Raw genomic sequence first — 14,050 nt, 5'->3', positions numbered from 1 at the left:
CGACCATCAGAGAGCCCGTTTCGATGCCTGCCTCACCGTCAGCGCCGCCCGGCGAGACCCGAAACGACGAGGGCGGACCGGCCTACACGTTCTCCGATCAGGTCGGCTATCTCCTGCGCCGCGCCTATCAGCGACATCTCGCCATCTTCCAGGCCAAGGCCTGCGATCCGCAGCTCACCAGCGTCCAGTTCGCGACGCTCTGCGCGCTGCGCGACGGCGGGCCGCAGTCGCAAGGCGAGCTGGTCAAGGCGACCGGCGTCGATCAGGCGACCATCCGGGGCATCGTCGACCGGCTGAAGGCGCGCCGGCTCATCGTCCTGTCGAAGGACCCGGGCGACGCGCGCAAGGTGATCAACACGCTGACGCCGGAGGGCTCGGACCTTCTGGACCGCATGATCCCCTGCGCCGAGGAGATCACCGAGGCGACCTTCGGCGCCCTCAATCCCGGCGAGCGCACCGCGCTCCTCTACACGCTGCAGCGCATGCTGGAGCAGGACAGGGCGGACTGACGACGAAACAAGCCGGCGGCCGGGGGACGGCACCATGCTGAAGCGGGCGGCCGAGATCGAGATCCGCGTCAACGGTCGCAGCGAGACCGTCACGGCCGATCCGGCGACGCCGCTCCTCTACATCCTGCGCAACGATCTCGCCCTGAACGGGCCGAAATTCGGCTGCGGCCTCGGCGAATGCGGCGCCTGCGCCGTGCTCGTCGGCGACCGGTCGATGCGGTCCTGCACCGTGCCGGTCGGCGCGCTCGCCGGCCGCGCCGTCACCACCCTGGAGGGGCTTGCTCGGGGTGGGGAGCCTCATCCCGTCCAGGCCGCCTTCGTGCGCCTGCAGGCCGCGCAATGCGGGTATTGTTTGAACGGCATGATCATCGCTGCCGTCGCGCTCCTGCGCCGCGATCCGGATCCGGACGAGGCGGCGATCCGCGCGGCGCTGCGCCACCATCTCTGCCGCTGCGGCACGCATCTGGAAATCCTCGCCGCCGTCCGGGCGGCCGCAGCCGAGGCGGCGCCCCCGCCGGATGGAGCACCCCCGCGGGACGCGCGCGACGACGATGGAGGCGAAGCATGACCGTCCCGAAGGACCGCACCGCCGCCGAGCACCTCGCCGATCCCGACGCGCTGATCGTCACGCGCTCCAGCTCAGCCGGGATGGACGAGCTCTTCATCGCCATCCATGCCGATGGCCGCGTCACCGCCTTCAACGGCCATGTCGATCTCGGCACCGGCATCCGCACCTCGCTCGCCCAGATCGTAGCGGAGGAACTGTGCGTGTCCTTCGAGGCCGTGAGCCTCGTTCTCGGCTCGACCTCGGTCGCCCCGAACCAGGGCGCGACGATCGCGAGCGAGACGATCCAGGTCGCCGCCATACCGCTGCGCGCCGCCGCGGCGACGGCCCGGCGCTTCCTTCTCGATGAGGCCGCCGCCCGGCTCGGCCGCCCCGCCGGCGATCTCGTCGCCGAGGCCGGCGTGGTGCGTGTGTCCGGCGAAGGCGCGGCCAATGCCTTCGTCCCCTTCGGCGATCTCGTGGCGGGACGCTCGCTCCGCCTCGCGCTCGACCCGCAGGCGCCGCTCAAACCGCGTTCGAGCTACACGATCGTCGGCCGCCCGCAGGCGCGCACCGACATCGCCGCCAAGGCGAGCGGCAGCTTCACCTATGTCCATGACGTGCGCGTTCCCGGCATGCTGCACGGGCGCGTCGTGCGGCCGCCCTATGCCGGCTTCGACGCCGGACCGCATGTGGGAACGAGCCTCATCGCGGTCGACGAGGCCTCGGTCGCCGAGATCCCCGGCCGCGTCGCCGTCGTCGCGATCGGCGATTTCGTCGGCGTCGTCGCGGTTCGGGAGGAGGATGCCGTCGAGGCGATGAAGCGGCTTCGCGTGGCCTGGCGCCCTGCCCCATTGATCCCGGACCTCAACGCGCCTGAAGAGGCGCTGCGCGCCAACCCGTCCAGCGCCCGGACACTGGCCGACCGGGGCGATGCCGACGGGGCCTTCGATGGGGCGGCCGAGACGATGGAGCGGACTTACGTCTGGCCCTATCAGATGCACGGCTCGATCGGCCCGTCCTGCGCCGTCGCGGACTGGCGCGAGGAGACGCTGACGGTCTGGTCGGGCACGCAGAACCCGTTTCCCATGCGCACCGATCTGTCCCGGCTGCTCGACATGCCGGAAGAGCGGATCACCGTGGAGCGGCTGGAGGCGGCCGGGTGCTACGGCCGCAACTGCGCCGACGACGTCACGGCCGACGCCGCCCTCCTGTCGCGTGCCGTCGGCGCGCCCGTTCGCGTCCAGCTGACGCGCGAGCAGGAACATGCCTGGGAGCCGAAGGGCGCCGCGCAGGTCGTCGACGTGCGCGGCGGGCTCGACCGGGAGGGCGGCCCCGCGCTCTACGATTTCGAGACGCGCTATCCGTCCAACCTCGCGCCGACCCTGCCGCTGATCCTCACCGGCAAGCTCGCGCCCGTCGCCGCCATCGCCGAGATGGGCGACCGCACGGCGATCCCGCCCTATGCCTTCCCGAACCTGCGCGTCACCGTCCACGACATGCCGCCGATCGCGCGGGCCTCCTGGTTCCGCGGCGTCTCGGCCATGCCGAATACCTTCGCGCACGAATCCTTCATCGACGAGCTGGCGACCGCCGCGAAGGTCGATCCGATCGAATACCGCCTGCGCTACCTGACGGACCCGCGCGCGGTGGATCTGGTGCGCGCGGTCGCCGAGCGCGCCGCCTGGGTGCCGCACACGGCGCCCTTCACCCATGGCGGCGAGGGCGACATTCTCTACGGGCGCGGCTTCGCCTATGCCGTCTATGTCCACGGCAAGTTTCCCGGCACGGCCGCCGCCTGGGCCGCCTGGGTCGCGGACGTGGCCGTGAACAAGGCGACCGGCGAGATCGCGGTGACGCGCGTCACCTGCGGCCAGGACACCGGCGAGATGGTGAACCCGAACGGCGTGCGCCACCAGATCCACGGCAACGTCATCCAGTCCACGAGCCGCGTGCTCAAGGAGGAGGTCCGCTTCTCGCAGACCGGGGTGGCGAGCCTCGAATGGGGCGCCTATCCCATCCTGCGCTTTCCCGATGTTCCCGAGGTCGACGTTCTCCTGATGGAGCGCCCGGACGAGCCGCCGCTCGGCGCGGGCGAATCCGCCTCCGTGCCGAGCGCCGCCGCCATCGCCAACGCGATCTTCGACGCGACCGGCGTGCGCTTCCGCGAGCTACCGCTCACCCCGGAGCGCGTGCGCGCGGCCTTGAACCCGCTGGCGCACCCGCCGCCGCCGCCGGAACGCGCCCCCGCGCCGCGCGCCGCGAAACGCCGCCGCTGGTTCGGATCGGTCGCGGGCGTCTTCGCCGGCCTGCTGGCGGCCGGCGCCGCGGTCCTGCCCTGGCGCCCGCCGATCGCGCCGGCGGAGCGCCCGGCGGCCGACCTCTTCTCCTCCGCGACGATCGAGCGGGGCCGTCTGGCCGCCGCCGCCGGCGCCTGCAACGTCTGCCACATCGGATCGGACGGAACGCCCTTCGCGGGCGGCCGGGCGCTGGAGACGCCCTTCGGCACGGTCTACGCCACCAACATCACCCCGGATGCCGAGGCCGGGATCGGGGCCTGGACCTATCCGGCCTTCGAGCGCGCGATGCGCCAGGGCGTCTCGCGCGACGGGCATTTCCTCTATCCCGCCCATCCCTACACGTCCTTCGCAGGGACGAGCGAACGCGACCTGCAGGCGCTCTATGCCTATCTCATGGCAGCGGCACCCTCCGCCGCGAAGGTCCCCGAGACGAGCCTTCGCTTCCCCTTCGGCTTTCGCCCGCTCATGGCAGGCTGGAACGCCCTATTCCTCTCGACCTCGCCTGCCCTGGCTGACCCGGCGAAGAGCGCCGTCTGGAACCGAGGCGCCGAACTCGTGGAAGGTCTCGGCCATTGCTCGGCCTGCCACTCCCCGCGCAACGCGCTGGGCGCGGAGAAGACCGGCGAGGCCCATCTGGCCGGCGGTCATGCCGACGGCTGGGACGCGCCGGCCCTGACCTCTCTTTCCGTCGCGCCGGTCGCGTGGACGCAAGACGCCTTCTACGACTACCTGCGCACCGGACGCTCGGCTGACCACGGCGCGGCCGCCGGCCCCATGGCCCATGTCGTCGAATCGTTCCGCGACCTGCCCGATGCCGACATCCTGGCCATGGCCACCTATCTCGGCAGTCTCACCGCGAAGCCCGCGCCGTCAGCCGACAGCGCCACTGTCATCATCGCCGCGGACGCGACGGCTTCGAGCGCCGCCGCCGCCGAGCCGATCGGCGCGCGCATCTTCGAGGGCGCCTGCGCCTCCTGCCACGGCGACGATAGCGAGCTGACGCCGCTCGCCCTCAACACCGCTCTCCACGCTGCCGAACCGACCAACACGATCCAGGCCATCCGCCTCGGCATTCCCGTGCCCTTCGGCCTCGATGCGCAGGCCATGGCCATGCCCGCCTTCGCGGGAACCCTCGACGATGCCTCCACGGCCTCGCTGGTGCGCTATCTCCGGGCCCGCTTCGCGCCGGACAAGGCGCCCTGGACCGCCGTTTCGACGGCCGTTTCGACGGGCGGGCGGTAGGCCCTCACCGATCTCGGGATGAAGCCTGTCCGCGCTCGAGGCGGAGCGCGGCGGCTCGGCGATGGCCTTCCAGACCCTCGCTGGCGCTCTGCCGAACGGCCGCGGGCGCGACGGCGGCCACGCCGCGCTCGTCGAGCCATTGGTGCGTGGCGACCTTCACGTAGGAGCCGACCCAGAGGCCGCCGGTGTAGCGCCCCGCTCCCATCGTCGGCAGCGTGTGGTTCGTGCCGCAGCATTTGTCGGAATAGACGACGCTCGCCATCGTGCCGATGAACAGCGACCCGTAGTTGGACAGCTTGGCGGCTGTCGCGTGCGGGTCGAGCGTATGGACCTGCAGATGCTCGGCGGCGATGTGATCGGAATAGGCGATCATGGCAGCTTCGTCCTCGCACAGGACCACCTCGCCGAAGCGATCCCAGGCGATCCCGGCCACCGGCGCGGTCGGCAGATGTTCGAGCTGCCGGCCGACCTCCGCGATGACGGCCTCCCCCAGCGCCCGGTCGGTGGTGATGAGACCGACGCGCGTGCGCACGTCGTGCTCGGCCTGCGCGAGCAGGTCCGTCGCGATCGTCTCCGCATCGCCCGATGAATCCGCCAGGATGTAGATCTCGCTCGGCCCCGCGAGCTGGTCGATGCCGACCTGTCCGAAGACCTGGCGCTTCGCCTCGTTCACATAGGCGTTGCCCGGCCCGACGATCTTGTCGACGGCCGGGATCTGGGCCGTCCCGTAGGCCATGGCGGCGATGGCCTGGGCGCCGCCGATCCGGAAGATGCGATCGGCGCCGGCCAGATGACATCCGGCGACCATCGCCTCGTGCGCGCCGGGCGGCAGGCAGGCGATGATCTCGCCGACGCCGGCGACCTTGGCGGGCACGATGGTCATCACCGGCGCGGAGAGAAGCGGATAGCGGCCGCCCGGCACATAGGCTCCGATGCGCCCGATCGGAATGACCCGGTGCCCCAGATGCACGCCCGGCAGAAGCTCGACGTCGAGCGGCAGGATCGTCGCCAGCTGCGCCTCGGCGAAGGCCGTGACGTTGGCAATCGCAAACAGCGTGTCCTCCCGCGTCTGCGGATCGAGCGACGCCACGGCCCGGTCGCGATCGGCCAGCGACACTTCGAAGACGGAGATGTCGAGCTTGTCGTAGAGCGCGCCGTAGCGCGTCAGCGCCGTGTCGCCCTCTTCGCGCACCGCGGCCACGATCTCCTTGACGGTGGCCTCGATCGCGTTCTCGTCCGCGACATCGCGTTCGGGAGCCTTGAGGTGCTGCACGCGAAGGCTCTGCACTGCATTGGCGGTCGTCATCGATATCTCCAGCCGGGACATGATCGACCGTTCCCGCGACCGATCGCGTCGAAGCTCGCAAACTCGTCTCGACTTCACAATGACAAGGACCCGAACTGGTCGATATACTCACCACGCGGCGACGGCGGTGCAAACAAGTCGGACACCGGTCTGCGGCGCCGCGGATCGATGACCGGGATCGCCGCTCGCCGACGATCGGGCGTCGGCCCCATCCGGAGGAGGAGCGTTCCATGGCGGCGATCGGCTTGAAGATCCAGGAGCTGAGGCGTCGGCGCCAGCTGTCCGCGCGGCAACTGGCCATCCGCTCGGGCATCTCCCATTCCACGATCTCGCTTCTGGAGCGCGATCGTCTCAGTCCCTCGCTCGATACGCTGAGCGCCATTCTGGAGGCGATGGGATCGACGCTGACCGGCTTCTTCTCCGAGATCGAGGCGACCACGCCGTTTTCGCCCTTCTACCGGGCGGACGAGCTTGCGGAGATCGGACGCGCCGACGGCATTTCCTACCGCATGGTCGGCATCAACCACCCGAACCGGCATCTCCTGCTCCTGTGCGAAACCTACACGCCCGGCTCCGATACCGGTCAGGCCTTCTCCCACACGGCGCAGGAGGCCGGCGTCGTCACGAAGGGCTCCGTCGAGGTGACGGTGGGCGAGGAAACCCGGCTTCTGGTTGCGGGCGACGCCTACTACTTCGACAGCCAGACGCCCCACCGCTTCCGCAATCCGACGGACTCGCCGGCCGAGCTCATCAGCGCGATCACGCCTCCCACCTATTAGGGTCGGCGCTCGTCGTCTGATCCCGCCTTGCGCAGCCTGACCCGCAGAGTGCATCGCAAACGTCGATTATCTTCAACAGGCGGTCGAATAGCTCTGCGGACTGCATTTTTTGTGCTTCAGTCTCCTTCCCTTAAGATGACGAAGAGGAGAGTGCGATGCGCGCGACGGGACGGTGGACGACGATCGGTGCCCTCTTGGTCGGATCGCTTCTGGCGAGCCAACCGGTTCTTGCCCGCGACCTCACCGTGGTCTCATGGGGCGGCAACTATCAGGACGCGCAGCGGCAGATCTACTTCCAGCCCTTCGCGGCCAAGTCGGCCAAGCCGCTGCTCGACGAGTCCTGGGACGGCGGCTACGGCGTGCTGGCGGCCAAGCTCCAGGCCGGAACGCCGAACTGGGACGTCGTCCAGGTGGAGACCGAGGAACTGGCGCTCGGCTGCGCCGACGGGCTCTACGAGCCGGTCGACTGGGCCAAGCTCGGCGGCGAGGACAAGTTCATTCCCTCCGCCGTCAACGAATGCGGCGTCGGCGCCATCGTCTGGACGACGGGTCTCAGCTACGACGCCGACAAGCTCAAGACCCCGCCGGCGAGCTGGGCCGACTTCTTCGACACCGCCAAGTTTCCGGGCAAGCGGGCGCTTCGCAAGGGCCCGAAATACGCGCTCGAATTCGCCCTGATCGCCGATGGTGTCGCGCCGAAGGACGTCTACACGACGCTGGCGACGCCGGAGGGCGTCGACCGCGCCTTCGCCAAGCTCGACACGATCAAGAAGGATCTCGTCTGGTGGGAATCCGGCGCCCAGCCGATCCAGCTGCTCGCCTCCGGCGAGGTCGTGATGACCTCGGCCTATAACGGCCGTCTCGCCGGCATCAACAAGTCGGAGGGCAAGAACTTCCAGATCGTCTGGCCCGGCTCAATCTACGCGATCGACAGCTGGGTCGTCCTGAAGGGCTCGCCGAACAAGGAGGCGGCCTTCGACTTCATCCAGTTCGCCAGCCTGCCGGAGAACCAGTCGAAACTGCCGGACTTCATCGCCTACGGCTTGCCCAACAAGGAAGCGGGCGCGATGCTGAAGCCGGACGTGGCGGCGCAGCTGCCGACCGCGCCGGCCAATCTCGACGTTTCCATTCCCCTGGACGGCGATTTCTGGGTGGACAATGTCGAGGCGCTGACGACACGCTTCAACGCCTGGGTCGCACAGTAGGCCTGAAGCGAAAGACGAGGGGCGACCCGGCGGCCGAAGCGGCCGGGTTCCTCCACCGGAGACCTCCAACGGACGGATCGATGACACCTTTCATCCAGTTTCAGCAGGTGTCGAAAGCCTATGGTCCGATACGGGTGATCGAAAATCTGGAACTGGTGGTGGGCAAGGGAGAGTTTCTGTCTCTGCTCGGCCCCTCCGGTTCCGGCAAGACCACCACGCTCATGATGCTGGCCGGCTTCGAGACCACGACGTCGGGCACCATCCTTCTCGAAGGCCAGCGCATCCAGGGACTTCCGCCGCACAAGCGCGGCATGGGCGTCGTCTTCCAGAACTATGCGCTCTTTCCCCATATGACGGTCGCCGAGAACGTCGCCTTCCCGCTGGACATGCGGAAGGTCGGACGCGCCGAGCGGGACGAGCGGGTCGCCAAGGCGCTGGAGCGCGTGCAGCTCGCGCATCTGGCGGACCGCAAGCCCTCGCAACTGTCGGGCGGACAGCAGCAGCGCGTGGCGCTGACCCGCGCGCTCGTGTTCGAGCCCAAGGTCGTCCTGATGGACGAGCCGCTCGGCGCGCTCGACAAGCAGCTTCGCGAGGAAATGCAGCTGGAGATCCGGGCGCTGCACCGCCGGCTCGGCCTCACCATCGTCTTCGTCACGCACGACCAGGGCGAGGCGCTGACCATGTCCGATCGCATCGCCATCTTCGACAAGGGCCGCATCGCCCAGATCGGAAGCGCCGCAGAGGTCTACGACCGTCCCGCGAACCGCTTCGTCTCGCAGTTCATCGGCGAGACCAATCTCCTGGAGGGCAAGGTCGTCGCACGATCCGAACGAACGATCCGCGTCGATCTCGGACAGGGCCTGACCATCGAAGCGGCGGCTCCGACGGCCGGCGCCGTCGGCGAAGCCGTCGTCGTGTCGATTCGGCCCGAGCGCATCCGCGTCGGCGCGCCCGGCGGCGACGGGCCAAACGCGCAGGCCGCCATCGTGCAGGACGTCGTCTACCAGGGCGACCATCTGCGCCTTCATCTCGACGTCGGTTCCCAGCGCATCGTCGCGCGCGCCGACCGCCGCGACGTCACGCCGACGCTCGGTGCCGGCGCGACGCTGTCCTTCGCGCCGGAAGACTGCTCGGTCTTTTCCGCATGAGCATGGGCGCCGCCTCCCGCCTGAAGGCCCTGGCGCTCGTCGCGCCGCTCCTACTGTTTCTGGCGGTCTTCTTTCTCTGGCCGCTCTGGACGATGGTCTCGGTCGCGGTGCGGGACGACGCGGTGTCCGCCGCCCTGCCCCAGACGACGGTCGCCATTCAGGACTGGAACGGCGAGGGCGAGCCCGGCCCGCAGATCGAGGCCGCGCTCCTGGCGGATCTTCGCACGGGGCCCGCAGCAAGCCTCGGCCCGGCCGTCCGCCGGCTGAACGGCGAGGTGAACGGGTTTCGCACGCTGATCTCGAAGACGACCACCGCCGCGAAGTCCGAGGCGTCGCCGCCGCCGCTCCGGGACGTCGATCCACGCTGGAGCGACCCGCGCTTCTGGCTCGCCATCAAGAACGCGACTTCGGCCTACACGGACCGCAACCTCCTCGCCGCCGTCGATCTTCAGCGCGATGCGGCCGGCAGCATCGCCTCCCTCCCCGCCACGTCATCGGCGAACCGCCTGATCATCGGGCGCACCTTCGTGATCGCGGGCACGATCACCCTCGTCTGCCTCGCCATCGGCCTACCCTATGCGATGCTCCTCGCGGCCAGCACGGGTTGGAGGCGAAACGCTCTCCTTCTCGCCGTGCTCCTGCCGCTCTGGACCTCGCTTCTCGTGCGCACGGCCGCATGGTTCATCCTTCTCCAGGACCAGGGCATCATCAACCGAACCCTTGTCGATCTCGGCTGGATCGCGGGGCCCCTGCCCCTCATCTTCAACCGGGCCGGCGTCGTGGTGGCGATGACGCATGTGCTCCTGCCCTTCATGGTCCTTCCGATCTACAGCGTGCTCTCGACCATTCCGAAGACCCTGATGCCGGCGGCCGCCTCCATGGGCGCCAGCCCGCTCCGGGCCTTCTGGCGCGTTCTCCTGCCCTTGACCGTTCCGGGCATCCTCGCGGGCTCGCTGCTCGTCTTCATGGTGGCCATCGGCTACTACATCACGCCGGCTCTGGTCGGCGGGCCGAACGACCAGATGATCTCGTCGATCATCGCCTTCTATTCGCTGCAGACGGCCAATTGGGGCATGGCGGGCGCCCTCGGGCTGATCCTCCTCACCGTCACCACCATCCTCTACCTGATCTACGGCCGGCTTTCGCGCGCCGGCTCGCCCCTGGGGGCCTGACCCATGCTGCGCCCGATCCAACTCGTCTTCGGCATCGCGGTCATGGCCTTCCTGCTGCTGCCGCTCGTGGCGATCCTGCCGCTCGCCTTCACGTCGAGCATCTTTCTCAACTATCCCATTCCCTCGGTATCGCTGCGCTGGTTCGGGGAATTGGCCAGCGCCGACGCATGGCGGCTTTCGATCGTGAACAGTCTCGTCATCGGAACGGCGGCGACACTCCTGTCCGTCGTCCTCGGAACGGCGGCGGCCCTCGGCCTGAAGGGTGGACGGGTTCCCTTCTCCAACCTCCTGCGCACCGTCTTCCTTCTGCCGATGGTGGTGCCGGCCGTGGTGCTCGGGGTCGGCCTGCAGATCGCCCTCGTCCGACTCGGCCTCGCCAATTCCTATACCGGCGTCATCCTGGCCCACACGGTGCTCTGCGTGCCCTTCGTGATCGTCAGCGTTTCGACCGCGCTCGACGCCATCGACCGGCGGACCGAGCAGGCGGCCGCCAGCCTCGGCGCGCCGCCCGCGACCGTCTTTCGCCGTGTGACCCTGCCGCTGGCCATGCCGGGCATCGTCACCGGCGCCGTCTTCGCCTTCGCGACCTCGCTCGACGAGGTCGTGCTCACGCTCTTCGTGGCCGGTCCCAACCAGCGCACGCTGGCCCGCCAGATGTTCTCCTCCATCCGCGAGAACATCTCCCCGACCGTCGCCGCCGCCGCCTTCCTTCTGATCGTCGGAACCCTCCTCCTCGCCGCGCTCGCCGCCCTCCTTCAGCGACGCAGCCCGAAGAAGCCGAACGCGGCAGCCGTCCCCTGACCTTTCGGCGCTGCAGGCCTTGCGATGCGGCCGGATGGAAAACGGAGAGGCTTCCGGCGAAGCGAGGGATGCCCTCTCGGCCGGGCCGCTGCCGTTAACGCTTAATTCAGGATGACATCGCGCAGCCATCCCACGCGCTCTATGATCCATGGCATGACCGCACCCGCCGACGCCCGCTCGCTTCTCGCCAAGCTCTCGACCGCCTTCCCCTCCGCCGGGCGGGAAAAGATGCAGAGCCCGTCGATGCCGTTCGGAACTTCGAACGAGGCCGACGCCTATCTGAGCCGCCTTGCCGCCTCCTACTATAGCCCCGAAGCAGACACCCTGCGGTTTCGGTAATCACGACCTCTACGCAGCGCAGTGCCGTCTTCGAGGACGAAGGACTTCGCTGACCGCGCCGCCCGTCTGCACGGGCACCCCTTCACTTCACAGTCCGCAATCGAAGAACACTCCGCCCCGCGCAGCCGTTCTTTCATGTGGAAATGCCACTCCAAGAATTCGTTTCGACAGTCGAAGGTCACAGATGCTAAGCTGTCATTATTGAGCAGCCGTAGAGAACGACCATGGACCCTTCAGACTTCCGGCAGGACCACTATACGAGCCATCAGGTCGCCGATGCGCTGGACGTCGTGGCGAAGGAGCGGGGCCTGGAATCGCGCTATGCCGCCATGCGCGTCGTCATCATCCAGGGGCTCGAAGCCGGCGGCTATCTGAAGCGCCAAAAGGATGCGGACTTCGTCAGCACCCTCAGCGACGACGTCACGATTTGATCTGCAGTCGGCGGCGACCTCCGAGGCGAGCGCGATGCCGCCGCGTCGCAACCGACGAGCGACCCTGCGCCTTTCCATTATCACCCACCGCGAAGCGGGAGCCGGACCGGCGATGACGGTGATGCAACGCGGTCGCCAACCGCTTCAAGCTGTCCGCCGCAGGATCGCCGCCAGCGCAGCATCGGCGGCAAGCCCCGCGGCCGCGACGTCGTTTCCGAGCGACGTCAGATGCCCGCCGTCGCTGGAAATGGCGAAGGCAAGCGGGGCGCCATCGGCGGGAAAGCTCGCAAACACGCCCGTTTCCGTCTCGAGCGTGACGGGATTCCCGCTTTCGGTGACGCGGGCAAGGTCCATGACCCCGTCGATCGGGATCGCGACCGAAGGCGCCCGCCGCAGATAGCGGTGCGTGACGGAGCGGATGGAATTTCCCGCCGTGAACCCCGCATTCGGCGTCTGGAAGTCCGGACGCGTCCAGCCCGTGACGACGGTGGCCGTCTCGCTGGTCGGCGCGGGCAGGCCGGCCGCCCGCTGGATGACGACGTCGTCACCTTCGATGCGGATGATCGGCCAGTTGGTAACGCCTCGGGTTCCAACCTTGGCGTCCGAGGGCGCGGCCAGCTGGATGCGGATGAGATCGCCGACCTTCAGCTGCGCGATCGTCGCCGCGTCGATCGTCGCCCGCAGCTCGCCGCTGGTCGCGTCGTAGGCATAGGCCGAGGCGACGACCGCGGAGGTGGCATCCGGCGTGCTCGTCGGCATGACGACATTGACGCCCGGGATCGCCGCCTTGATCGCGCGGACATATGCCGAGATCTTGCCGAGATAGGTGATGCCGAGCGACGAGGCCTTGCCGGCCGTGATGTCGACCTCGTCGAGATAGCCCCACTGCGCCGTGCCGGAGGCGATGCCGGACAGGGCCGTGCCCGCAGGGGCGACGGTGCCGGAGCCGGCGGCGAGGCAGAGATAGCCGCGGCCGCCCGAGATCACGACGTCGTCCGGAGCATAGGTCGCGCCGGGAGCCCAGGCCTGCGCCGGAGCCTGGTTCAGCGCGTCGTTGTGCATGTTCATGCCGATGTAGCTGGTCGCACCGCACCAGGCCGCGAAGGCCAGACGCCGCGAGAAGCCGGCAGACAGATGGTTGGAAATGCTGTCGGCGCCGCGCGAGCCGTTCGTGCCGCCGATCCCGAGCTTTTGGCACGTGCGCATGGCATAGCCGGTATTGCCGTAGGCGTCGCCGCCCACGTCGCCATAGTCGATGCCTGCGGCGCTGCTCTCTCCCGCGCCCTCGTTCGAGCCCTGACCGATCGAGTTGTCGTCGACATAGACGGACGACGTGGTCGATGGCACCGCGATCCGCACCGCGCCGGGCAGCATGAGGCCGCCGGCGGACCCCGTCTGGAGCGGGGAGTTCGCGGTGAACGCCGTGCGCGTCATGGTCAGATCGGCACCCAGCGCGCCGCCCGTGCCACTGGCGACGTTGTAGCTGCCGCCCTTGCGGCCCATGAAGGTGCTGCTCCCGCATATGCGCGCGATGCGCTTGTTCACGACCGCGCCCGTACGGCCGGCGACATTGTCCTGCAGCAGGAGAACGCCCACCGGCACGCCCGCCGGAATGTCGGCGGGTGCCGTGACCTTGAACACCATCATGATGTCGGAGCCCTGCCCCGGCACGTAGCTATAGGTCTTCCGGCCGTTGGCCTTGCCTTCGATGCGCCGGCCGAGATCGGCCGAGACCGTCGCGCTGTCGGTGAACGGATACTCCATGGCGAACTGGAAATCGTTCGCCTCCTCGATCAATACCTCCTGGCAGACGCCGGAGATCCGTTCGTTCGTCCAAAGCGGATAGGCGAATTCGATCTCCTCGCCGGCCTTAACCGGAGAGGTCAGCCAGATCGGATCGCGGGCGAGATAGGCGCTCTGCGTGGAGCCCGCGGTTTCCTTGACATTGGTCGCGCTCGTGCCCCACGCGGCCGCACGGCGGACAGGGACAGCGCCATCCCCGCCGGCGCCCGGCGGCAGGCCGAACGCATGCTCCACGCTCGCCGCCAGCGTCCCGACCGACGTGCCCGCCGCCGCCGCTGCACCCAAACCGACGATGAGCCTCCTTCGCGTCTCGTCCAGTGCCCGTCTCCGATTTATCCAACAAGAGCGCCGACCGCTCCACCGTCCGTCGAATCGGTGATGGCAGCCAAGAGCGTTCCCAACAAGGCTCGACCGCTTCGCGCATGACGGGGTCGGCCGTCCCTGCGATGGGGAACCGGGAAGGTCGAGGCC

At 68.8% G+C, this 14,050-nt stretch carries 12 protein-coding genes; 10 read left to right on the top strand and 2 right to left on the bottom strand.

The features are described 5' to 3' along the window. The first annotated feature begins 23 nt into the window (after positions 1 to 23). Genes ASG62_RS18545 through ASG62_RS18535 form a run of 3 tightly spaced genes read left to right on the top strand, consistent with a single transcriptional unit; the run spans position 24 to position 4,595 of the window. A complete protein-coding gene (locus tag ASG62_RS18545; RefSeq protein ID WP_056697036.1) occupies positions 24 to 509 on the top strand; it encodes a MarR family winged helix-turn-helix transcriptional regulator in 486 nt (161 codons plus the stop codon). Positions 510 to 543: 34 nt separating this feature from the next. Further along, the gene (locus ASG62_RS18540; protein ID WP_056697035.1) at positions 544 to 1,077 is read left to right on the top strand and encodes a (2Fe-2S)-binding protein; all 534 of its coding nucleotides are present in this window, start codon (positions 544 to 546) and stop codon (positions 1,075 to 1,077) included. Beyond that, positions 1,074 to 4,595: a molybdopterin cofactor-binding domain-containing protein gene (locus ASG62_RS18535; protein ID WP_056697033.1), complete on the top strand. Its 3,522-nt coding sequence runs from the start codon at positions 1,074 to 1,076 to the stop codon at positions 4,593 to 4,595. Before ASG62_RS18540 ends, ASG62_RS18535 begins: the two co-directional genes overlap by 4 nt. Before the next feature lie 4 nt (positions 4,596 to 4,599). On the opposite strand, the gene hisD is transcribed toward ASG62_RS18535, so the two are convergent. After that, positions 4,600 to 5,901 (bottom strand): histidinol dehydrogenase, encoded by a 1,302-nt coding sequence (gene hisD, locus ASG62_RS18530; protein WP_056697374.1) that lies wholly within the window; start codon positions 5,899 to 5,901, stop codon positions 4,600 to 4,602. A 230-nt stretch (positions 5,902 to 6,131) separates the two neighbouring features. Between hisD and ASG62_RS18525 the strand changes: the two genes are divergently transcribed. From ASG62_RS18525 to ASG62_RS18495, 7 genes are all read left to right on the top strand, one after another. Then, positions 6,132 to 6,680 (top strand): cupin domain-containing protein, encoded by a 549-nt coding sequence (locus ASG62_RS18525; protein WP_056697032.1) that lies wholly within the window; start codon positions 6,132 to 6,134, stop codon positions 6,678 to 6,680. A 155-nt stretch (positions 6,681 to 6,835) separates the two neighbouring features. Further along, positions 6,836 to 7,885 (top strand): ABC transporter substrate-binding protein, encoded by a 1,050-nt coding sequence (locus ASG62_RS18520; RefSeq protein ID WP_056697029.1) that lies wholly within the window; start codon positions 6,836 to 6,838, stop codon positions 7,883 to 7,885. 80 nt (positions 7,886 to 7,965) lie between these two features. Then, on the top strand, positions 7,966 to 9,033 hold the full coding sequence (locus ASG62_RS18515) for an ABC transporter ATP-binding protein (RefSeq protein WP_056697028.1): 1,068 nt from the start codon (positions 7,966 to 7,968) through the stop codon (positions 9,031 to 9,033). After that, complete coding sequence (locus ASG62_RS26710; protein WP_056697026.1) at positions 9,030 to 10,205, top strand: ABC transporter permease; 1,176 nt, start codon at positions 9,030 to 9,032, stop codon at positions 10,203 to 10,205. Before ASG62_RS18515 ends, ASG62_RS26710 begins: the two co-directional genes overlap by 4 nt. A 3-nt stretch (positions 10,206 to 10,208) precedes the next feature. Then, on the top strand, positions 10,209 to 11,006 hold the full coding sequence (locus ASG62_RS26705) for an ABC transporter permease (RefSeq protein WP_056697024.1): 798 nt from the start codon (positions 10,209 to 10,211) through the stop codon (positions 11,004 to 11,006). Between the two features lie 153 nt (positions 11,007 to 11,159). Then, on the top strand, positions 11,160 to 11,345 hold the full coding sequence (locus ASG62_RS18500; protein ID WP_156382242.1) for an SPOR domain-containing protein: 186 nt from the start codon (positions 11,160 to 11,162) through the stop codon (positions 11,343 to 11,345). Positions 11,346 to 11,569: 224 nt separating this feature from the next. Then, positions 11,570 to 11,776: a hypothetical protein gene (locus tag ASG62_RS18495; protein WP_056697021.1), complete on the top strand. Its 207-nt coding sequence runs from the start codon at positions 11,570 to 11,572 to the stop codon at positions 11,774 to 11,776. A gap of 144 nt (positions 11,777 to 11,920) precedes the next feature. Here the strand turns inward: ASG62_RS18495 and ASG62_RS18490 are convergent, their stop codons facing one another. Further along, positions 11,921 to 13,864, bottom strand: a complete 1,944-nt coding sequence (locus tag ASG62_RS18490) for a hypothetical protein (protein ID WP_056697018.1) — start codon at positions 13,862 to 13,864, stop codon at positions 11,921 to 11,923. Positions 13,865 to 14,050: the final 186 nt, after the last annotated feature.

It is taken from the genome of Aureimonas sp. Leaf427 (genome assembly GCF_001425485.1).
GTDB lineage: Bacteria > Pseudomonadota > Alphaproteobacteria > Rhizobiales > Rhizobiaceae > Plantimonas.
The sequence above is the reverse complement of the archived record's forward strand: the minus strand, read 5'-3'. Positions and strand labels throughout refer to the sequence as shown.

Bases quoted from the DNA above. Each gene is read 5' to 3' on its own strand.
- ASG62_RS18545 (WP_056697036.1), top strand. From the start codon at position 24: ATGCCTGCCTCACCGTCAGCGCCGCCCGGCGAGACCCGAAACGACGAG.
- ASG62_RS18540 (WP_056697035.1), top strand. From the start codon at position 544: ATGCTGAAGCGGGCGGCCGAGATCGAGATCCGCGTCAACGGTCGCAGC.
- ASG62_RS18535 (WP_056697033.1), top strand. From the start codon at position 1,074: ATGACCGTCCCGAAGGACCGCACCGCCGCCGAGCACCTCGCCGATCCC.
- hisD (WP_056697374.1), bottom strand. From the start codon at position 5,901: ATGACGACCGCCAATGCAGTGCAGAGCCTTCGCGTGCAGCACCTCAAG.
- ASG62_RS18525 (WP_056697032.1), top strand. From the start codon at position 6,132: ATGGCGGCGATCGGCTTGAAGATCCAGGAGCTGAGGCGTCGGCGCCAG.
- ASG62_RS18520 (WP_056697029.1), top strand. From the start codon at position 6,836: ATGCGCGCGACGGGACGGTGGACGACGATCGGTGCCCTCTTGGTCGGA.
- ASG62_RS18515 (WP_056697028.1), top strand. From the start codon at position 7,966: ATGACACCTTTCATCCAGTTTCAGCAGGTGTCGAAAGCCTATGGTCCG.
- ASG62_RS26710 (WP_056697026.1), top strand. From the start codon at position 9,030: ATGAGCATGGGCGCCGCCTCCCGCCTGAAGGCCCTGGCGCTCGTCGCG.
- ASG62_RS26705 (WP_056697024.1), top strand. From the start codon at position 10,209: ATGCTGCGCCCGATCCAACTCGTCTTCGGCATCGCGGTCATGGCCTTC.
- ASG62_RS18500 (WP_156382242.1), top strand. From the start codon at position 11,160: ATGACCGCACCCGCCGACGCCCGCTCGCTTCTCGCCAAGCTCTCGACC.
- ASG62_RS18495 (WP_056697021.1), top strand. From the start codon at position 11,570: ATGGACCCTTCAGACTTCCGGCAGGACCACTATACGAGCCATCAGGTC.